Raw genomic sequence first — 19,333 nt, 5'->3', positions numbered from 1 at the left:
GGGCCGCCTTTTCCTGCTGGTTCTTACAGGCTCAACGGGCGATTCGACGCCTTGAGGAATTCCTGCTTCAGGTCCGCATAGGTATGCACCGCCGGGAACTGCGGGAACTCGCGGATGACGTTGTCCGGCGCGTGGAACAGGATGCCGGCATGCGCCTCGGACAGCATGGTGGTGTCGTTGTAGGAGTCACCGGCCGCAATCACGCGGTAGTAGAGGCTCTTCAGCGCGATGACGGACTGGCGCTTGGGGTCCTTCTGGCGCAGCTGGTAGCCCACCACGCGGTCGGTCTCGTCGACCACCAGCTTGTGGCACAGCAGGGTCGGGAAGTCCAGCTGGCGCATCAGCGGCTGGGAGAATTCGTAGAAGGTGTCGGACAGGATGACGACCTGGAAGCGCTCGCGCAGCCAGTCGACGAACTCGACAGCGCCTTCCAGCGGCTTCAGGGTGGCGATCACTTCCTGGATGTCGCGCAGCTTCAGGCCGTGCTCATCGAGGATGCGCAGGCGCTGCTTCATCAGCACGTCGTAGTCGGGAATGTCCCGGGTGGTCGCCTTCAGCGCCTCGATGCCGGTTTTTTCCGCAAACGCGATCCAGATTTCCGGGACCAATACGCCTTCCAGGTCGAGACAAGCGATCTCCACGAGAACACTCCTAGGGTGAGGTGAGAAAGGGCCGCACTCTAGCCGGTCGGCACAGGCGGCGCAATTGGACTCTTATAACCGGGCGGGTGGGTACGGCGCATTTTGGTTATTTAATTGCGTAGGTTGCCCGGTGCTACCATCGCGGCCCCAGGTTGCAACCCGCCGAGAGCCGCATGATCGAGCCCAGCCACATTGCCGAACTGGCAGCCCGCTACGCCGAGAAATCGCCCCAGGACATCCTCAAGCTCGCCTTCGAGCACTTCGGTGACGACCTGTGGTTGTCCTTCAGCGGCGCGGAAGACGTGGTGCTGGTGGACATGGCCTGGAAGCTCAACCGGAACGTCAGGGTGTTCAGCCTGGACACCGGGCGCCTGCATCCGGAGACCTACCGCTTCATCGAGCAGGTGCGCGAGCACTACTCGCTGCCCATCGAGATCCTCAGTCCGGACCACGCCCGCCTGGAGGCCCTGGTGCGCGAGAAGGGCCTGTTCAGCTTCTACAAGGACGGCCACGGCGAATGCTGCGGCATCCGCAAGATCGAACCGCTGCGCCGAAAGCTGGCCGGCGTGCGCGCCTGGGCCACCGGCCAGCGCCGCGACCAGAGCCCCGGCACGCGCAGCCAGGTCGCCGCACTGGAACTGGATGCCGCTTTCTCGGCGCCGGAACGGCCGCTGTACAAGTTCAACCCGCTGGCGCAGATGACCAGCGCCGAAGTCTGGGGCTACATCCGCATGCTGGAGCTGCCCTACAACCCGCTGCACGAGCGCGGCTTCATCAGCATCGGCTGCGAACCCTGCACCCGCCCGGTGCTGCCCAACCAGCACGAGCGCGAAGGCCGCTGGTGGTGGGAAGAAGCCACCCACAAGGAATGCGGCCTGCACGCCGGCAACCTGATCCACAAGGGTTGAAACCCAGAAACAAAACAGCCGGCATGCAAGCCGGCTGTTTTGTTTTTGCAGGTTTGCGGTCAGTAGACCGGCAACTCCACATTCGCGAACAGCTCGTCCAGCTCCAGCTTGTTGCGGCATTGCACGGCTCTGGCCTGTACCTCGCGGGTCAGGTGCGGGGCGAAGGATTCGATGAAATCGCTCATGAAGCCGCGCAGGAAGGTGCCGCGGCGGAAACCGATCTTGGTCACGCTGGACTCGAACAGCTCGCTGGCATCCAGGGTCACCAGGTCGTCGTCGTGCTCGTCCACCGCCATGTGCGCCACGATGCCCACGCCCAGCCCGAGGCGCACGTAGGTCTTGATCACGTCGGCATCCGCGGCGGTGAACACCACCTTGGGTGACAGTCCGCGTCGGCTGAAGGCCTCGTCGAGCTTGGAACGCCCGGTGAAGCCGAACACGTAGGTGACGATCGGGTGCTCGGCAAGCGCCTCCAGGGTCAGCTTGGGCAGCGCGGCCAGGGGATGTCCCTTGGGTACGATCACGCAGCGGTTCCAGCGGTAGCAGGGCATCATGATCAGGTCGCCGTACATCTCCAGACCTTCGGTGGCGATGGCGAAATCTACCGTGCCGTCGGCGGCCATCTCGGCAATCTGCGTCGGCGAGCCCTGATGCATGTGCAGCGTCACGTCCGGGTAACGCTTGATGAAGCGGTCGATCACTTTCGGCAGGGCATAGCGCGCCTGGGTGTGGGTGGTGGCGATGGACAGGTTGCCCTTCTTCTCGTTGGAGAACTCCTGGGCGATCTGCTTGATGCTTTCCACCTTGCGCAGGATCTCGCCAGCGGTCTGGATGATGTATTCCCCGGCCGGGGTGACGCGGGTCAGGTGCTTGCCGCTGCGGGCGAACACTTCGACGCCGAGTTCGTCTTCCAGCAGCCGGATCTGCTTGCTGATGCCCGGCTGGGACGTATAGAGGCTCTGGGCCGTCGCCGAGACGTTCAAATCGTGGTGCGCCACCTCCCAGATGTAGCGCAGTTGCTGAAGCTTCATGTGTGATCCTCTTTCGACTCGAACGCCGCCTTGCTTATAACCATATCGCGAGTATACGAGCAAAGAAAAAAGTCATTCAGCAATAGTAGTGCGGCATAAATCCACGTCGACGCCGCCCTGTCCCATTGTCGAGCCAAGGGCTGTCGCGTTATGGTGCGCCCTCCCCGCCTCCGCGCCTCCAGCTGTGCTCGCCGCAAGGGGATGCCAGGCGGCCGGCTCTGTGATTACGAGTACCTCGATGGCTGATTTACCGATCAACGACCTGAACGTTGCTTCCAACGAAGCCCTGATCACTCCCGAGCAGCTCAAACGCGAGATGCCGCTCAGTGACACCGCCCTGCAGACCGTCAGCCACGGCCGCCAGGTGGTACGCGACATCCTCGACGGCAAGGACCACCGTCTGTTCCTGGTGATTGGCCCCTGCTCCATTCACGACCTCAAGGCGGCGCACGAGTACGCCGAGCGGCTCAAGGCGCTGGCGGAAGAGGTCTCCGACACCCTGTTCCTGGTGATGCGCGTGTACTTCGAGAAGCCGCGTACCACCGTGGGCTGGAAGGGCCTGATCAACGATCCGTACCTGGACGACTCCTTCAAGATCCAGGATGGCCTGAACATCGGGCGCCGCCTGCTGCTGGACCTGGCCGAGATGGGCCTGCCGACCGCCACCGAGGCGCTGGACCCGATTTCGCCGCAGTACCTGCAGGACCTGATCAGCTGGTCCGCCATCGGCGCACGTACCACCGAATCCCAGACCCACCGGGAAATGGCCTCGGGCCTGTCTTCGGCCGTGGGCTTCAAGAACGGCACCGACGGCGGCCTGGCCGTGGCCATAAACGCCTTGCAATCGGTTTCCCGTCCGCACCGTTTCCTGGGTATCAACCAGCAGGGCGCGGTCTCCATCGTCACCACCAAGGGCAACCCTTATGCCCACGTGGTGTTGCGTGGCGGCAACGGCAAGCCCAACTACGACTCGGTGAGCGTGGCCCTGTGCGAGCAGGAGCTGACCAAGGGCGGCATCAAGCCGAACATCATGGTCGACTGCAGCCATGCCAACTCCAACAAGGATCCGGCACTGCAACCGCTGGTGATGGAGAACGTGGCCAACCAGATCGTCGAGGGCAACAGCTCGATCATCGGCCTGATGGTGGAGAGTCACCTGGGCTGGGGCAGCCAGAGCATTCCCAAGGACTTGTGCCAGCTCAAGTACGGCGTGTCCATCACCGATGCCTGCATCGATTGGGACACCACCGAGAAGGCCGTGCTGGCCATGCGCGACAAGCTCAGGGATGTGTTGCCCAAGCGCCAGCGCTGATCAACCCGGAACGCGCCGCAAAAGAAAGCCGGGCATGCCCGGCTTTCTTCATTTCGCGGCCTGCCGCTGGCGGCGCTCCATGTAGCGCTCCACGTAGGAACAGGAAGGAATCACCGAATAGCCCATGCGTTCGGCATACTGCAGCGCGTGCTCGGTGAGTGCCGCCGCGATGCCCCTGCCGCGCAGGTCGTTGGGGACGAAGGTGCGATAGATATCCCAGGTCTGCTGGCCCAGATCCATGTAGGCCAGATAGGCGCGGTGGCCATCCACGGTCATCTCGAACTGATGACCCGCCGGATCGTGATGGATGGAAGCCTCGTTCATGTGTTCTCCCGCACGGCATCTGGCGCAAGGTCCGCCCTCCCTGCGGATACTGCCTGGCGCGTCATTTGACCACTTGCCATCCCGGCAATGACCGACACTCTACACCCGCCAGGGATTTCCACCTAGTGCGCCAGCGTGGGTCTGGCGTCGTGGTCTGACTGGAACTTTTGCCGTGCGAGCGGATCAGATGGCCGCTTAATTGCAAGTCTCCGCTCGCGCCGTTAAACGTCACGCGTCGGAAACTGTCTTTAATTTGCATGCTGTCCGTTCAGTGTCTAGAAATGTGATTGGCAGCATGTAGGCCGCTGGTTTCCCGTCGCGGGAAATAGCCGATACAGTAAAGCCCACCATAAGGGGAATCCAATGAACAACACTCTGAAACTTTCTGCTATCGCCTTGGCCGCCGTTCTGGCCGCTGGTTGCAGCAGCACCAGCAGCGATACCGAAGCCCGCATGACCGCCACCGAAGACTCCGCCGCTCGCGCCCAGGCACGCGCGGACGAAGCCTATCGCAAAGCGGACGAAGCCCTCGCCGCCGCACAGCGTGCCCAGCAGACCGCAGACGAAGCCAACGAGCGAGCGCTGCGCATGCTGGATCGTGCCAGCCGCAAATAAGGGACACATCCCTTGAGAAAGCCGATCCGCAACCGGATCGGCTTTTTTGTTTCCGCCAACTGAAGCGTCAGGGATAGACGTCGGCCACGTGCCCCTCGCCCCCCTGCTGCACGACTGCCGGATCACGCCGAGCAATTTCCACCGGCAGGCCATCCTCGGCAGCCACCACCTCGCGCAGCATTTCCCAGTCCAGTTGCTGGGAGCCAAGGTCACCGCGCGCCAACAGGGCATTGATGATGTTCGCATGCTTGTCCACCACCGAGACCTTGCCGTCGTCCTCCAGCGGGGCATGCACCTCCAGGAAGTAATGGCCACCGCCCACGCCCACCTTGTAGGGCTGGTTGATGATGCGCACCGGAGTGCCGACCGGCGCCAGCCCGGCCAGCTCCAGCACGTTGTGGTTGAGCATGCGGAAGCAGCCATGGCTGACCCGCATGCCAATGCCGAACTTTTTATTCGAGCCATGGATCAGGTAGCCCGGCAGCGCCAGGTTCATCTTCAGCGGACCCAGCGGGTTGTCCGGCCCAGGCGGAACAACGGCCGGCAACGGGTCGCCCTCGGCCGCATGCTCGTCGCGGATCGATTTGGGCGGATACCAGGCCGGATTGGGCGTCTTGGCGGTTATGCGGGTTTGTGCAACCGGCGATGACCACCCCTCGCGCCCGATACCCAGCGGGTAGGTGTAAACCACGTCACGCCCTTTCGGGTAGTAGTACAGACGGTACTCGGCGAGGTTGATGACAATGCCTTCACGAGGGCCGGGGGGCAGGATGTAGCGCGTCGGCAGGATCACTTCGGTGCCCTCGCCCGGCAACCAGGGGTCCACCCCCGGATTGGCCGCGACCAGTTCCAGATAACCGAGGTCGTTGGCCTCGGCGATCGCGGCAAAGGTGTCTTCGTAGCGGCTTTGAATCATGCGCACCTGACCGACCACATCCTCGCCGGGCGGAGGCAATGGCAGCTCGAGCGCCTGAGCGGCTCCCGTGGCGCCGAGAACGAGCAGAACGGCGCGGCGCAGCGAAGCAAGAAGCGGGACAAACATCCGAGAGGAACCCTTGGCTGACTGAACATGCAGAGCAAAACGAGGCCCACTGAGCCGACGTCTTGAGACTGCGCTAGGGAGCAAACGTTCAGCGACAACGGCGGGATGACGGAAAAACCAGACCAGTGGCTACCCCTGAAGCGCGCTCACCACGCCAGGGCAGGGTCGGGCCGCTTCCCCTGGCGATGCGCCTTGAGCGTAGCCAGACATTGCGGACAGAGCAGCCGGTCACTTAGCAGATCCTGCTCGACCGAACGGAAGTGCGGGCGGGCCGGCAGCAGATTGCCACAGAGCGTACGGTCACCCCGGCCGGCCAGCTCCAGCTGCCGTGCAACCAGATGCACACGCACCTCGCGACAGGCGAAGAGGTCGAGCTGCTCGTCTGGCTCGATCAACTGATAGGCGTACAGGGACCAGGCGTGACGCGGCATGGCAGGCTCCGGGAAGGGGGCGCCACCTTAGCCGAAAGGCGAAAGGCGGGAAAGCCTCACAACAAGGGCTCGAGAACCGGCCAGAGGTTGTCCAGCAGCCGCTCCTGGGCTGCAGCGCTGGGATGAATGCCATCGGCCTGCATCATGCCATCCACGCCACCCACGCCTTCCAGGAAGAACGGCACCCAGGGCAACTGCCACTGCCTGGCCAGTTCGGAAAAGACCTGCTCGAACGAACGGGTGTAACGGACGCCATAATTGGGTGGCAGACGCATGCCCAGCAGGACCACCTCGGCGCCTGCGTCCCGGCTGCGCGCGATCATCGCATCGAGGTTCTGCTTCAACTGGTCAGGGGGCAGACCGCGCAGGCCATCGTTGCCACCCAGTTCGAGGACCACCCAGTCAGGGCGATGCTCTTCGAGCAGCCGGGGCAGGCGGGCCAGCCCGCCGGCGCTGGTATCCCCGCTGATGGAAGCATTGACCACCCGGTAAGGCTGCCCCTTCGCCGCCAGGCGCTGCTCCAGCAGGGCAACCCAGCCTTGGCTGGTATCCAGTCCCAGAGCGGCGCTGATACTATCGCCGACCACCAGCAGCGTACCGGCCAAGGCGGACTGCCCCCACAGCAGGCACGCAAGGCCACCCGCCAGAATCCACGCACGCATCGGAACCCCCATGATCAACAGCATTCTCAGCGCCCGGAACCTTAGCAAAGTGGTACCTGGCACGGAAGGCGCGCTGACCATCCTGCATCCCCTGTCCCTGGAACTGTCGGCGGGCGACAGCCTGGCCATCGTCGGCAGCTCGGGCTCCGGCAAATCCACCCTGCTCGGCCTGCTGGCCGGACTTGATCGCCCAAGCAGCGGCGAAGTCGTGCTGGCCGGCAACGCCCTGGAAACCCTCGACGAGGACCAGCGCGCGCGGGTGCGCGCCGAGCACGTGGGCTTCGTGTTCCAGTCCTTCCAGTTGCTCGACAGCCTGAACGCGCTGGAGAACGTCATGCTGCCGCTGGAACTGGAAGGCCGCGCCGATGCCCGTCAGCGAGCCACCGAACTGCTGGAGCGGGTCGGCCTGGGCCAGCGCCTGCGTCATTACCCACGGCAGCTGTCCGGCGGCGAGCAGCAGCGGGTCGCCATTGCCCGCGCCTTCGCCGCCGAGCCCGGCCTGCTGTTCGCCGACGAACCCACCGGCAATCTGGACAGCCGCACCGGCGAGCGCATCAGCGACCTGCTGTTCGACCTCAACCAGGAGCGGGGGACCACGCTGGTGCTGGTTACCCATGACCAGCGCCTGGCCCACCGCTGCCGCCGGCAGATCCGCCTGGAAGGCGGTCGACTGATCGAGCAGGAAGAGCCCTGATGGCCCGACACATCCCCTTCGTTCGCCTGCTGGCCCTGGCGACCCGCCAGTTGCTGCGCGACCTGCGTGCCGGCGAGCTGCGCGTGCTGTTCGGCGCCGTGCTGATCGCCGTGGCGGCCAGCACCGCCATCGGCTACTTCGGCGCGCGCCTGAACGGCGCCATGCTGCTGCGCGCCAGCGAGTTCCTCGGCGCCGACCTGGTGCTCAGCGGGAGCGCGCCGGCCAGCGCCGAGCAGCTTGCCCCGGGACATGCCCTCGGCCTGGGCCATGCCCGGGTGGTGGAGTTTTCCAGCGTCATCGCCACGGACCTGGGCATCCAGCTGGCCAGCGTCAAGGCGGCCGATGATGCCTATCCGCTGCGCGGCGAGCTGCGCAGCGCCGCGCAGCCCTATGGAGTCGAAAGCGCCGGCGCCGGACCCCGCCCCGGCGAAGCCTGGGCCGAGGCCCGTTTGTTCGCCGCACTGGAGCTGGCGGTAGGCGACAGCATCGACGTCGGCGAGAAAAGCCTGCGTCTGACCCGCGTGCTGACCCACGAACCGGACCGCGCCGGTGACTTCTACAGCCTGACGCCACGCGTGCTGATGCACCTGGACGACCTGGACGCCACTGGCGTGGTGCAGCCCGGTAGCCGGGTGCGTTACCGGGAGCTGTGGAGCGGTCCGACGGCAACTCTGGATGCCTACCGACAGGACGTGGAAGGACGACTGCAGGCCAGCCAGCGCCTGCAGGACGTACGCGACGAGAACCGGCAGATCGGTGGCGCCCTGGCGCGCGCCGAGCAATACCTGAACCTGGCCAGCCTGGCCGCCATCCTGCTGGCCGGGGTGGCCGTGGCGCTGTCGGCTAACCGCTTCGCCGTGCGCCGCTTCGACGCGAGCGCGCTGCTCCGCTGCCTCGGCCTTTCACGGCGCGAAGCCCTCGGCCTGTATGCGCTGCAGCTGCTGATGCTGGGGGTTGCCGCCAGCGCGGTGGGCGTACTGCTGGGCTGGCTGGCGCAGCTTGGACTGTTCCGTCTGCTGGCCGGACTGTTGCCGGCGGACATCCCGCCCGGCGGCCTGCTGCCGGCGTTGGCCGGTACCGCCACCGGCCTGCTGGCCCTGGCCGGCTTCGCCCTGCCCCCGCTGGCGGCGCTGGGCCGTGTGCCGCCGCTGCGCGTGCTGCGCAGCGATGTGCAACCGCTGCCGCCCGGCGCCTGGCTGGTCTATGGCTCGGCATTGCTGGCGCTGGGCGTGATCATGTGGCGCCTGAGTCTCGACCTGACGCTGACCCTGGCCCTTCTGGCTGGCGGCCTGGTGGCTGCCTTGCTGCTCGGCGGCCTGCTGCTGGCGGCGCTGACCGGCCTGCGCCGCCTGCTGCGCGATGCCGCACTGCCCTGGCGCCTCGGGTTGGGGCAGTTGCTGCGCCACCCGCTGGCGGCGGTGGGCCAGGCGCTGGCCTTCGGACTGATCCTGTTGGCCATGGCGCTGGTGGCGCTGCTGCGCAGCGAGCTGCTGGACACCTGGCAAGCCCAGCTGCCGGAAAATGCGCCCAACCATTTCGCGCTGAACATCCTGCCGGATGAACGCCAGTCCTTCGCCGAACACCTCGAATCCCTGCAGGCGATCGCCGCTCCGCTATACCCAGTGCTGCCCGGTCGCCTGGTGGCGATCAACGACCAGCCGGTGCGCGACATCGTCAGCAAGGACTCACAGGGCGAACGCGCGATCCGCCGCGATCTGAGCCTGACCTGGGCCGCCGAACTGCCTGACGACAACCAGGTGCTGTCCGGTGCCTGGTGGCCACAGCAGGAGGACACCGACCTGCCGGGCGTCTCGGTGGAGAGTGAGCTGGCCGAGAGCCTGAAAGTGAAGCTGGGCGACCGCCTGCGCTTCAGCATCGCCGGCAGCGAGCACGAGGCGCGGGTCACCAGCCTGCGCCAGGTGAACTGGGACAGCTTCCGGCCGAACTTCTACATGATTTTCGAGCCCGGCTCCCTGCAGGATCTGCCGGTGACCTACCTGACCAGTTTCCACCTGCCGGCCGGCCAGGAGCGCGAGCTGGTGGCGCTGGCCCGCGCCTTCCCCTCCGTAACCCTGCTGCAGGTGGACGCCCTGCTCGCGCAACTGCGCAGCATCCTGGAACAGGTCACCCTGGCGGTGGAATACGTATTGCTGTTCGTTCTGGCCGCCGGCATGGTGGTGCTGGCGGCCGGCCTGCAGGCCACGCTGGATGAGCGCATTCGACAGGGCGCCCTGCTGCGCGCCATTGGCGCCTCGCGGCGCCTGCTGGTCCGCGCCCGGCGCAGCGAGTTCGCCTTGCTCGGCGCGGCCAGCGGTCTGCTCGCCGCGCTGGGCTGCGAACTGTCCAGCGCCCTGCTCTATCGTTTTGTCTTCGATCTGGACTGGCAGCCGCACCTGTGGCTGCTGTCGCTGCCACTGCTGGGCGCCCTGCTGGTTGGCACGGCCGGCGTGCTGGGTACCCGCCGCGCCCTCAATGCCAGCCCTCTGCAGGTGCTGCGCGAAGGTTGAGTCAGGAAGAAAGCATGAGTCGTTATCGCCCCCCGCGTACCGCCGGTACACCGCTGATCACCCCCGAAGGCGAAGCTCGTCTGCGCGCCGAATTGCATGAACTCTGGAACGTGCGCCGCCCACAGGTCACCCAGGCAGTGAGCGAGGCCGCCGCGCTGGGCGACCGCTCGGAGAACGCCGAGTACATCTACGGCAAGAAGATGCTGCGCGAGATCGACAGCCGTGTGCGCTTCCTGCGCAAGCGCCTGGAGAACCTGAAGGTGGTGCGCGAACGCCCGGCCGACCCGAACAAGGTCTATTTCGGCGCCTGGGTCACCCTGGAGGACGAGGACGGCGAGACGGCGCGCTACCGCATCGTCGGACCGGACGAACTGGACCTCAAGCAGAACCTGATCAGCATCGATTCGCCGCTGGCCCGCGCACTGGTGGGCAAGAGCCTTGACGCCGAGGTGCGCGTGTCCACGCCCACCGGCATCAAGACCTGGTACCTGGTGGAGATCGACTACCCCAAGGACAGCTGAACGCCACCGGGATCTCAGCGTCGGAGGATCAAGCCCTTGCGCGCCACCCGTATCAGTTGGCCGATGCAGTCGAGACCGGAGGCCTCCATCACCGCCAGGTCAATGCTGTCGGTCGCCAGGCTGGCCAGCGCGCTGCCTTCCTCGGCAAAACGGATCTGCAGCGGGCCACGCCGCCCCCGCAGGGCATCCAGACGTCGGATCAGATCGACCTGACGCTGGCCACCCAACAGGATCTGCGGGTCGCGGCCGGCCAGGCCGCGGGCAACAGGAGCGGTACGCAGGGTAAAAAGGGAGGAATTCATGGTGAAACGCTTCCGCCTCGCGAGAACCACTGGACAGCGGTGGGAGGCATCACCGGAACCAGCGCTTTAGCGGTATTTTTCTCAAGCGCCCCGCAAGTAGCTGACTAAATCGGCGCAGGGGCGAAATGCTAGAAAGACCCACCAGACCTGTCAACCACCGACGACCGCCCGGATGACCAACGATCGCCTGCGCCTGTTCTTCGCCCTGCCCTGCCCTGAGCCCGTGACCGAAGCGCTGAGCGCTTGGTGCACTGCGAACTTCCCCAGCGGGCGACCGCTTCACCCTGCCGATCTGCACGTGACGCTGGCGTTTCTCGGCAATCAGCCGGTGGAGTCCCTGCCGGCCCTGACCACGCTGGCAGCTGCACTGCCACTGCCCGCCTTTGAGCTGGAGCTGGCCCGTACGGAGCGCTGGTCCGACCTGCTGGTGCTGGTCACGCGCCAGGCGCCGCCTGCCCTGCTGGAATTCCAGGCCGAACTGTCGAACCGCCTGCAGGCGGCCGGCATTGCCCATGAACAGCGGCCCTACCGGCCGCATCTGACCCTGGTACGCCGGCTGGACGAGACAGCAGCACCGGCGTCCGCTCCCCATGTTTCCTGGCAGGTGAGCGAATGGGGGTTGTACCAGAGCATCGAGCGCCAGCCACGTTACCAGCGACTAGCCCACTGGCCTGCTGTGTCGGGCCGTAACAGTTTCTCTCCCGATTGAGCGGCTGAGCGCGCGCGATCTCTGAATCCAGAGGCATTGGCACTCAGGCACGATTCCTGCCTCGACAACCCACCGCGAGGCAGGACGCCTCGCTCCGAGTCATCGAGTCGCCGATGAAGAAGCTGCTTCTGGCCCTGGGCCTGGTCCTGATGTTCGCGTTCGGCGGGCTGCATCTGTTGCCCAACGAAACCACTGCGCAACAGCTGCGTCCGCTGAATGCGGAAGAGACTCGCGCCTGGGAACGCCGCCTGCGGGCCTACAACCGGGCCAAGGCGCGCATCCAGCTCAATGAGCGCCTTGACAGCAACGCCCGGCAGCAGGCCATCGAGCAACTGCAGATCGACTACTTCGACGACGTCGAGCGGGCCCGCTTGCGGCAACGGGATAGGCAACAGCATGTTCCTGATTTATAAGGACCTCTCATCGCCCCCCTGCGGAACCGTCATGCTCATCGATATCGGAGTGAACCTCACCCATCCCAGCCTCGTCGCGGACCTGAACGGTGTGCTGGAGCGCGCCCGCCAGGCGGGCGTCGAACAACTGGTGGTCACCGGCACCAGCCTGGCCGAAAGCGAGCAGGCCCTGCACCTGTGCGAAGAGCACGACCCCGAGGGCGGACGCCTGTTCTGCACGGCCGGCGTGCATCCCCATGATTCCAGCCATTGGCAAGACGGCCACCGCCGCCAGTTGCAGGCGCTGCTGCGCCAGCCACGGGTGCGCGCCGTGGGCGAATGCGGCCTGGACTTCAACCGCGACTTCTCGCCCCGCCCGGTGCAGGAGAACGTGTTCGCCGCCCAGCTGGAGCTGGCGGCCGAGCTGAAGATGCCGGTGTTTGTCCACGAGCGCGAGGCTGATCAACGCCTGCTGGCCATCCTCAAGGAGTTCCGTGATCACCTGCCCGCCGCGGTGGTGCATTGCTTCACGGGCGAGCGCCGCGCGCTGTATGCCTATCTGGACCTCGACCTGCACATCGGCATCACCGGCTGGATCTGCGATGAGCGCCGCGGTACGCACCTACAGGCGCTGGTACGCGACATTCCCGCCGGCCGACTGATGCTGGAAAGCGACGCGCCCTACCTGCTGCCACGCACTCTGCGGCCGAAACCCAAGCACGGGCACAACGAGCCGGCCTTCCTGGGCGAGGTGCTCGCCCAGGTGGCACGCAACCGGGGCGAAAGCCCCGAGGCCCTGGCCGCGCATACCAGCGCCTGCGCCCGCGCCTTCTTCGGCCTGCCCGAACCCGCCGCAGATGGCCGGGTTTCTTGATTATTCTCATGCCGGCTGGCATATGGCCGATATAGTGTTGCCTGCGTCACATTCCTATAACGATAAAAAGACCATCCCATGGGACTCCACCTTCGCGATCTTTCTCTCAAATACAAATTCTGGGCGCTGAACGCCGTCTCCTTCGCCATAACCCTGCTGCTGGTGTTGTTCGCCATGCATCAGGAGCAGGATGCGCGGGGGACGGCGGCGCGCCAGCAGGCCCAGGCCCAGGCCGAGCTGCTGGCCCGCTGGCCGGCGGGCACGGCTCTGCCGGCCAGCGACCGGGTGCTGGTGTATGCGCCGGACGGACAGCCGCGGCGCAATGGCGCCCCGCTGCCGCTGTCGCGGCAGAGCGGCTGGACGGCGCTGGAGCACGATCTCTTCGATCGCCAGCCGCTGATCGGCGCACACGTGGTCGAGCTGGCTGACGGCCGCCGAGCCGCCGTGCTGGCAGTAGGCGCCGGTCTGGGTGAGGTGTTCTTCGAACGGGCCAGCAGTTACGCGCTGGCGGTGCTGGTGCTGATGCTGATGCTGCTGGCCAGCTCGCAACTGCTGATCCGCTTCCTGCTCACCCACCTGAACACCCTGCGCGGGGTGATGCTGCATGTCGAGCGCAGTGGCGATCTTTCCGCCCGTGTCCCCCTGGACAGCCGTGACGAGGTCGGCGAGATGGCCAGCGCCTTCAATGCCATGCAGGCCGGCTACCAGCGCATCGTCGGCGTGGTGGCGCAAAGCGCCGCGCAGCTGGACGAAGGCGCCACGCGCCTGGCGACCGCCATGGGCCAGGTACAGCAGGGCATGGTCGGCCAGCAGAGCGAAACCGATCAGACCGCCACGGCGATCAACGAGATGTCGGTGACCGTGCACCACATTGCCCAGCACGCCGCCGACACCCGTGACCAGTCACTGGCGGCGGACCGGCTGGCCAGCACCGGCCAGTCGGTGGTGGCGCGCGTGGAGCAGTCCATCGCCGGACTCTCCGACGGCATCCAGGAAACCGCGCAAATGGTCGAACGGCTGGCCCAGGACAGCGAGAAGATCAGTGGCGTGGTCAACGTGATTCACGGCATCGCCGAACAGACCAACCTGCTGGCGCTCAACGCCGCCATCGAGGCGGCGCGCGCCGGCGAGCAGGGGCGCGGTTTTGCGGTGGTGGCCGATGAGGTGCGCAACCTGGCCCGCCGGGTGCAGGACTCCACAGACGAGATCACCGCGATGGTTGGCACCCTGCAGGGCGGCACCCGGGACGCAGTGGAGTTCATGCGGGAAAGCTCGTTGCGCGCCGATGACTGCGTGCAGCTGGCCCGCGAAGCGGAGCAGGCGCTGGCGGAGATCGCCCAGGCTGTCGAACAGATGCGCGACAGCAACATGCAAATCGCCACCGCCGCCCAGCAGCAGAGCCAGGTGGCGGAGGAAATGACCCGTTCGGTGATCGGCATCCGCGACTTCTCGGAGAAAACCGTGCTGCAGACCCGCGATTCGACCACCACCAGCACCGAGCTGGCCAACCTGGCCAGCGAGCTGAACCGGGCCATCGGCAAGCTGAAGCTGTAACCCTTCCTCGCGCGAAAGTGACTGGGCGAGCCCAGGCGCTTTCGCTTAGTCGAAGACCACCACGGTCTGACGACTGATGGCCGCCAGCTCGCCGCCGGCTGTCCACAGGTTGGCGGCCACATGCCCATAGCCGTCGCGGGCATGTTCGATGCGCGCCTGATAGAGGAAGTATTCGCCGACGTCCGCCACCGGCAGCGGCTGCACGAATTCGATGGTCCAGGTCAGCGAACTGCCCGGCGCCGGGCGCGACAGGTGACTCAGCAGCGCCGGTGGCCACGCATCCACGAGCGCCAGCAAGGCCGCCTCGTCCACCGGCTGGTGTGGTGATTCACCGCGCAGGCGTACCCAGCCACCCATCTCCCGGGCCGGCGTGGCGGAGAACGGCAGGCCACCCTGCCCCCAGTTCATTTCCAGATGACGGGTGAACTCCGGCGTGATGCCCGGAAGGTAGGGGAAACTCTGACACTCGTCAGGCGCTTTCAGCGCTGGCGCCGGCTCGGCGTCCACCGCCACGACAGACGGGCGCCCGGCGCCGAAGCTGGCCTGCACCAGGGTCACCACTTCGCCGTTCTGCAGCGCCCGGCCCAGCAACTGGCTGACGGCGCGCCCCTCGCGCAGCACCTCCACCTCGAGGTGTACCGATGCTTCGCACTGCATCGGCGCCACGAAAGTGATCGCCAGCGAACGCACCGGGCGATCGGCCGGCGCACGCTCGCGCAAGGCCTTGTAGACCAGCGCGGCGGCCAGGCCGCCGAACACGGAGCGGCCCTGTCCCCAGTGCGCGGGGATGCGAATGGCGCTATCCGACGGAATTTGCATCAATTCAAAGAAATTCATCACTGACTCCATTGCGGGTAAGGCGCAGCTTAGCCAGCGCGACGGCGCAGCAGAAGCCGCTCAGCGCAGGCAACGCCGCAGCCGGGTGAGGGCTGCTCGCAGCCCGTGCCCCGACTGCGACTGATCGGCATAGCGGGCCTGTTCGTGCAGCCGGGCGAAGGCGAGGATCGGTTCACGCTGCGCCGCCAGGGCCTGTGCCGCCCGTTCGGCAAAGTCCCGGGGGCCTTCCCCGATAGCGCGGCGCAGGCCGTGCCGGGCCAGCAACGCCTCGAAGCGGGCATACTGCCGCGACAGCGGGTCCGCACGTCGCCGCCAGGGAGCAATCAGCCAGACCGTCAGCAGCAGGAGCGGCGCACCCAGCAGCAGAAGCAAGGCCCCGGCCAAGGCCCGCCCGTCGAGAATGCCAAACCACTCCTTCAGCACGCGCCATTGCTGATCGGCCTGATAGCCCAGCACCCAGCGCTGCCAGCCGTAGTTGATGCGCTCCCAGCCCAGGCGCAAACCGTTCAGCCAGCTGATATCCCGATAGCGCAGCAGGTTAAGCGGCGCATCGGCGAGGAAACTTTGCTCCTCATCGACGGCCTGCTCCAGGCCCTGCTCGATACGCTCGGGGGCCACCGCAAAGGTCGGATCGACACGCTGCCAGCCCAGCTCCGGCAACCAGTATTCCACCCAGGCATGGGCATCGAACTGGCGCACCGTGAGGTAGTTGCCGCTCGGGTTGTATTCCCCGCCCTGGTACCCCACCACCAGGCGCGCGGGAATTCCGGCGGCACGCAGCACGAAGGTCATGGCGCCGGCATAGTGCAGGCAGAAGCCCTTGCGGCTGGCAAACAGGAAGTCATCAATGATGTGCACGCCCACCGGCGGCGGGCGCAGGCTGTAGACGTAGGGCTGCTCGCGGAAATGGCTGAGCATGGCCTGTACCAGTGCCTGAGGCTGGTCGTGATCCGCACGCAACTGCCTGGCCCAGAGCCGCGCCTGCGGGTTGCCCGCGTCGGGCAGCTGCAAGGCCCGCTGCAGGGTAGCCGCAGGCGCAGTTAATTCGCGCACCGCAGCCGGCCATGAGGTGACCGGGTAAAGCAACGGCTGATCCACCGGCCGCCAGTGTTCCAGCCGGAAGTCGGCCCCCTGGCGTACGCGCGGCAGCTCGGTTTGCGCGACATCCAGGCCATACAGCCAGGTGCGATTACTGGGCTCCATCACCACGCTGTAGCGCAGCGGCTCGCCCTGTGCTTGCCACTGGGGCGCGCTCGGCCAGGCAGGTGCGGCGTCCTGGCTCCATTCGCGACCGTCGAAGCGCTCCAGGGTCAGCGCCCGCCAGTACAGTTCAGTACGCGGAGGTGCAGCCCCGTCGAAGCCGACCCGAAAGGCCAGCGCGCTGGACTGGCTCAGTTCGACAATGTCGCCCGGCGCCATGCGGTCGGACAGGCCGCTGACACCCTGCTGCTTCACCTGGGGCAATGACCACAGCGGTCCCAGACGCGGGAACAGCACGAACAGCACCAGCAGCAGCGGCAATGCCTGCAGCAGCAGCGTGCCGGCCAGGCGCAGGGTCCGGGCGGGTCGCCGGGCCAGCTCGCTTTCTTGCAGGCCGATCAGCGCTGCCAGCAGCGCGACGAAGGGCACCAGACTGTACAGGGTGGCCAGCAGACCGGAATCGAACAGGAAGCCGGTCACCAGCACGAAGAACCCCAGGAAAACCACCACCAGCGCATCGCGCCGCCGGTGCATTTCCAGCACCTTGAGGATGAATGCGGCAACCAGCAGCGCGGCGGCCGCGTTCAGATCGAAGCCCGAGCTGGACAGCGCCAGCCCCAGCAGCACGGCCAGCAGCAGCAAGCCCTTGAGCCACGACGGCGGCAAGGGCAAGCGCATGCGGTACACCTGGACCCGCCACGCGGCACAGCCCAGCCAGAGCAGCACCAACCAAGCCGGCAGGTACGCCACGAACGGCAGAATGACCAGCAACTGCGCGGTCAGCAGCCAGCTCAGTGCGTGACGCGGCATATGGCTCACGAGGCTTCCCCCAGGCCGTGCAATGCCAGCGCGCGCAAGCAGGCCTCGCGATGGGCTGCGCCGATTGCCGGTCCCAGGCGCTTGCCCGCCACGCGTAATTCGAAGGGCCGTCCCTCGGAGCACAATTCCAGCACCGCCTGGCACAAGCGCGACAGGCGTTCCTCCAGCGGGCCAGGCAGGCTGTCCAGGTCCAGCAGCCAGTCGCCGCCGGCCCACGCGGCAAACTCCTTCACGCGCAGCCCCTGCCCGCGCGAGAAGGCCTTCCAGTCCAGCCGACGTGCGCCATCGGCGGGCTGGTGCTGGCGCAGGCCGCGAAAGTCGTCCACCCCCTCGCCCGCCGGCTGGCCATCGCCGTCGCCACCGCCGGCACGACTACGCATCGGCGACCCGCTGGTCGGCTGCGGATACACCAGCGCCTGCTGCTGCAGGTCAACCCCGCTCCAGGCTACCCACAAACCCAATGGGAAACGGCTTTCCACACGCAGGCGCGGCGCCACCAGCCAGCCTCGGCGTAGCGCCGGCAGCAGCAGTTCGACGCGGGCCTCGCCCGTCTCAGGAATATCAACCAGGACGCGATCCATACCGGGCCAGCCCAGCGCGATGGCGGAACGGGCACTGTCGGCCCCGAGGAATATCTGAAAGCAGGCGGCCTGGCCGGCGAAGGTGGACTCCGCGGGCCCCGCGCGCAGCTCTACGCCGAGCAACGTGCGCCAGGTATGCAGCAGCGACACCAGCGCCAGCGATACCAACAGGAAGGTCAGCGCATAGGCCGGACTGTTCTGGTAGTTGACCGCCACCAGCAACATGGGCGCCACTGCAGCCGCGAGTGCCCATCCTGCGCGGGTGGGCAGGATGAACACCTGGCGCGGCGCCAGGCGAACATGCCGGGCCGCCGGGAGCCGCCGCATCAGCCAGCGCTCCCCCCGCAGTGCAGGCATCACAGCACCGGCACCTCGTCCAGCAGCCGGCGCACCTGCGCATCCCCGCTGTTGCTGTCATGGCCCAGTCGATGCCCAGCCACGGCCGGCAGCACCGCCTGGACATCCTCGGGAATCAGGTATTCGCGCCCGGCCAGCCAGGCCCAGGCCCGCGCCGCGGCCAGCAGCGCCAGGGTGGCGCGCGGTGACAGGCCGCTGCCAAAGGCATCGGACTGGCGGGTCGCGGTGGCCAGGCGCAGCACATAGTCCACCACGGCGGTGCTGGCATGCACGGCGCTGACCGCCTGCTGCGCCTCGGCCAGCTCACCGGGTTCGAGCAGCGGCTGGATATGCGCCAGCAGCGCGCGACGTGTCGTGCCCAGCAGCAGATCCCGCTCGGCGGCCAGCGCTGGATACCCCAGCGACAGGCGCATCAGGAAACGGTCCAGCTGCGATTCCGGCAGCGCGAAGGTGCCACCCTGGTTGCTGGGATTCTGGGTGGCAATGACGAAGAAAGGCGACGGCAGCGCATGGGTGGTGCCCTCATGGGTCACCTGTCCTTCTTCCATCGCCTCCAGCAGCGCACTCTGGCTTTTCGGCGTGGCGCGATTGATTTCATCGGCCAGCACCAGCTCGGCGAAGATCGGCCCCGGATGGAAAGTGAAGCGGCCGCTGCGCGGGTCGAACACCGAAGTGCCGAGAATGTCGCCCGGCAGCAGGTCCGCAGTGAACTGGATACGCTGGAAGCCCAGCCCCAGCACACGCGCCAGGGTATGGCTGAGGGTGGTCTTGCCCATGCCGGGCAGGTCTTCGATCAGCAGATGTCCCCGGGCCAGCAGGCAGGCCATGGCCAGACGCACCTGCGCTTCCTTGCCCAGCACCACCTCGTTTACTGCCGCCAGGCAGCGTTCCAGTTTCGTGCGCATGCAGCCTCCTTGATGAGCGGTCGATGCTACTGACCACTCCAAGGCGGGCAAGGCCGCGCGCGGCGATTCTGTGAACTGGCCGGACGCCTGGCCGTGCAGCGTGCACATTCTGCAC

The 19,333-nt window shown here is 66.5% G+C and carries 21 protein-coding genes; 10 read left to right on the top strand and 11 right to left on the bottom strand.

The window, feature by feature from the left end:
• Positions 1–23: 23 nt before the first annotated feature.
• Positions 24–641: a bifunctional phosphoserine phosphatase/homoserine phosphotransferase ThrH gene (gene thrH / locus AS93_RS0105955; RefSeq protein ID WP_027589753.1), complete on the bottom strand. Its 618-nt coding sequence runs from the start codon at positions 639–641 to the stop codon at positions 24–26.
• Positions 642–814: 173 nt separating this feature from the next.
• Between thrH and AS93_RS0105950 the strand changes: the two genes are divergently transcribed.
• Positions 815–1,549 (top strand): phosphoadenylyl-sulfate reductase, encoded by a 735-nt coding sequence (locus tag AS93_RS0105950; RefSeq protein ID WP_027589752.1) that lies wholly within the window; start codon positions 815–817, stop codon positions 1,547–1,549.
• A gap of 59 nt (positions 1,550–1,608) precedes the next feature.
• On the opposite strand, the gene cysB is transcribed toward AS93_RS0105950, so the two are convergent.
• Positions 1,609–2,580, bottom strand: coding sequence for an HTH-type transcriptional regulator CysB (gene cysB, locus AS93_RS0105945; protein WP_027589751.1), 972 nt, complete (start codon positions 2,578–2,580; stop codon positions 1,609–1,611).
• Between the two features lie 238 nt (positions 2,581–2,818).
• Between cysB and AS93_RS0105940 the strand changes: the two genes are divergently transcribed.
• On the top strand, positions 2,819–3,892 hold the full coding sequence (locus tag AS93_RS0105940) for a 3-deoxy-7-phosphoheptulonate synthase (RefSeq protein ID WP_027589750.1): 1,074 nt from the start codon (positions 2,819–2,821) through the stop codon (positions 3,890–3,892).
• Positions 3,893–3,940: 48 nt separating this feature from the next.
• Here the strand turns inward: AS93_RS0105940 and AS93_RS0105935 are convergent, their stop codons facing one another.
• On the bottom strand, positions 3,941–4,216 hold the full coding sequence (locus tag AS93_RS0105935) for a GNAT family N-acetyltransferase (RefSeq protein ID WP_027589749.1): 276 nt from the start codon (positions 4,214–4,216) through the stop codon (positions 3,941–3,943).
• 363 nt (positions 4,217–4,579) lie between these two features.
• On the opposite strand from AS93_RS0105935, the gene AS93_RS0105930 reads away from it, so the two are divergent.
• Positions 4,580–4,831 carry an Lpp/OprI family alanine-zipper lipoprotein gene (locus tag AS93_RS0105930; protein ID WP_027589748.1) on the top strand — a complete coding sequence of 84 codons (252 nt, stop codon included), beginning with the start codon at positions 4,580–4,582 and terminating at the stop codon, positions 4,829–4,831.
• A 67-nt stretch (positions 4,832–4,898) separates the two neighbouring features.
• Here the strand turns inward: AS93_RS0105930 and AS93_RS18835 are convergent, their stop codons facing one another.
• The 3 genes from AS93_RS18835 to AS93_RS0105915 all read right to left on the bottom strand — a co-directional run bounded on the left by AS93_RS18835 (position 4,899) and on the right by AS93_RS0105915 (position 6,966).
• The gene (locus AS93_RS18835; RefSeq protein WP_051587355.1) at positions 4,899–5,873 is read right to left on the bottom strand and encodes a L,D-transpeptidase family protein; all 975 of its coding nucleotides are present in this window, start codon (positions 5,871–5,873) and stop codon (positions 4,899–4,901) included.
• Between the two features lie 146 nt (positions 5,874–6,019).
• A complete protein-coding gene (locus AS93_RS0105920; protein ID WP_027589747.1) occupies positions 6,020–6,304 on the bottom strand; it encodes a hypothetical protein in 285 nt (94 codons plus the stop codon).
• Between the two features lie 56 nt (positions 6,305–6,360).
• On the bottom strand, positions 6,361–6,966 hold the full coding sequence (locus AS93_RS0105915) for an arylesterase (protein WP_027589746.1): 606 nt from the start codon (positions 6,964–6,966) through the stop codon (positions 6,361–6,363).
• A gap of 10 nt (positions 6,967–6,976) precedes the next feature.
• On the opposite strand from AS93_RS0105915, the gene AS93_RS0105910 reads away from it, so the two are divergent.
• Genes AS93_RS0105910 through greB form a run of 3 tightly spaced genes read left to right on the top strand, consistent with a single transcriptional unit; the run spans position 6,977 to position 10,688 of the window.
• Entirely contained in the window at positions 6,977–7,660 is a 684-nt protein-coding gene (locus AS93_RS0105910; protein ID WP_027589745.1) for an ABC transporter ATP-binding protein, read from the top strand.
• The gene (locus tag AS93_RS0105905) at positions 7,660–10,167 is read left to right on the top strand and encodes an FtsX-like permease family protein (RefSeq protein ID WP_037008611.1); all 2,508 of its coding nucleotides are present in this window, start codon (positions 7,660–7,662) and stop codon (positions 10,165–10,167) included. The genes AS93_RS0105910 and AS93_RS0105905 overlap by 1 nt, the downstream gene beginning before the upstream one ends.
• 14 nt (positions 10,168–10,181) lie before the next feature.
• The gene (greB, locus tag AS93_RS0105900; protein WP_027589743.1) at positions 10,182–10,688 is read left to right on the top strand and encodes a transcription elongation factor GreB; all 507 of its coding nucleotides are present in this window, start codon (positions 10,182–10,184) and stop codon (positions 10,686–10,688) included.
• Positions 10,689–10,702: 14 nt separating this feature from the next.
• Here the strand turns inward: greB and AS93_RS0105895 are convergent, their stop codons facing one another.
• The gene (locus AS93_RS0105895) at positions 10,703–10,990 is read right to left on the bottom strand and encodes a hypothetical protein (protein WP_027589742.1); all 288 of its coding nucleotides are present in this window, start codon (positions 10,988–10,990) and stop codon (positions 10,703–10,705) included.
• A 172-nt stretch (positions 10,991–11,162) separates the two neighbouring features.
• Here AS93_RS0105895 and thpR point away from each other — a divergent pair, with 172 nt between their 5' ends.
• From thpR to AS93_RS0105875, 4 genes are all read left to right on the top strand, one after another.
• Complete coding sequence (thpR, locus tag AS93_RS18830) at positions 11,163–11,699, top strand: RNA 2',3'-cyclic phosphodiesterase (RefSeq protein ID WP_051587354.1); 537 nt, start codon at positions 11,163–11,165, stop codon at positions 11,697–11,699.
• Between the two features lie 113 nt (positions 11,700–11,812).
• The gene (locus AS93_RS0105885; RefSeq protein ID WP_027589741.1) at positions 11,813–12,112 is read left to right on the top strand and encodes a lipase secretion chaperone; all 300 of its coding nucleotides are present in this window, start codon (positions 11,813–11,815) and stop codon (positions 12,110–12,112) included.
• A gap of 31 nt (positions 12,113–12,143) precedes the next feature.
• Positions 12,144–12,965 (top strand): TatD family hydrolase, encoded by an 822-nt coding sequence (locus AS93_RS0105880; protein ID WP_027589740.1) that lies wholly within the window; start codon positions 12,144–12,146, stop codon positions 12,963–12,965.
• A 78-nt stretch (positions 12,966–13,043) separates the two neighbouring features.
• Positions 13,044–14,519: a methyl-accepting chemotaxis protein gene (locus AS93_RS0105875; RefSeq protein ID WP_027589739.1), complete on the top strand. Its 1,476-nt coding sequence runs from the start codon at positions 13,044–13,046 to the stop codon at positions 14,517–14,519.
• Positions 14,520–14,564: 45 nt separating this feature from the next.
• On the opposite strand, the gene AS93_RS0105870 is transcribed toward AS93_RS0105875, so the two are convergent.
• The 4 genes from AS93_RS0105870 to AS93_RS0105855 are packed head-to-tail and all read right to left on the bottom strand — an operon-like array spanning position 14,565 to position 19,218.
• The gene (locus AS93_RS0105870; protein ID WP_027589738.1) at positions 14,565–15,356 is read right to left on the bottom strand and encodes a thioesterase family protein; all 792 of its coding nucleotides are present in this window, start codon (positions 15,354–15,356) and stop codon (positions 14,565–14,567) included.
• 60 nt (positions 15,357–15,416) lie between these two features.
• On the bottom strand, positions 15,417–17,366 hold the full coding sequence (locus tag AS93_RS0105865; RefSeq protein ID WP_037008609.1) for a DUF3488 and transglutaminase-like domain-containing protein: 1,950 nt from the start codon (positions 17,364–17,366) through the stop codon (positions 15,417–15,419).
• Between the two features lie 5 nt (positions 17,367–17,371).
• Positions 17,372–18,313 (bottom strand): DUF58 domain-containing protein, encoded by a 942-nt coding sequence (locus tag AS93_RS0105860; RefSeq protein ID WP_037008606.1) that lies wholly within the window; start codon positions 18,311–18,313, stop codon positions 17,372–17,374.
• Positions 18,313–19,218: an AAA family ATPase gene (locus AS93_RS0105855; RefSeq protein WP_027589735.1), complete on the bottom strand. Its 906-nt coding sequence runs from the start codon at positions 19,216–19,218 to the stop codon at positions 18,313–18,315. Before AS93_RS0105855 ends, AS93_RS0105860 begins: the two co-directional genes overlap by 1 nt.
• Positions 19,219–19,333 lie beyond the last annotated feature (115 nt).

It is taken from the genome of Pseudomonas sp. RL (assembly GCF_000647775.1).
GTDB classification, from domain to species: Bacteria; Pseudomonadota; Gammaproteobacteria; order Pseudomonadales; family Pseudomonadaceae; genus Serpens; species Serpens flexibilis.
This window is presented reverse-complemented; position numbering and strand designations above follow the sequence as displayed.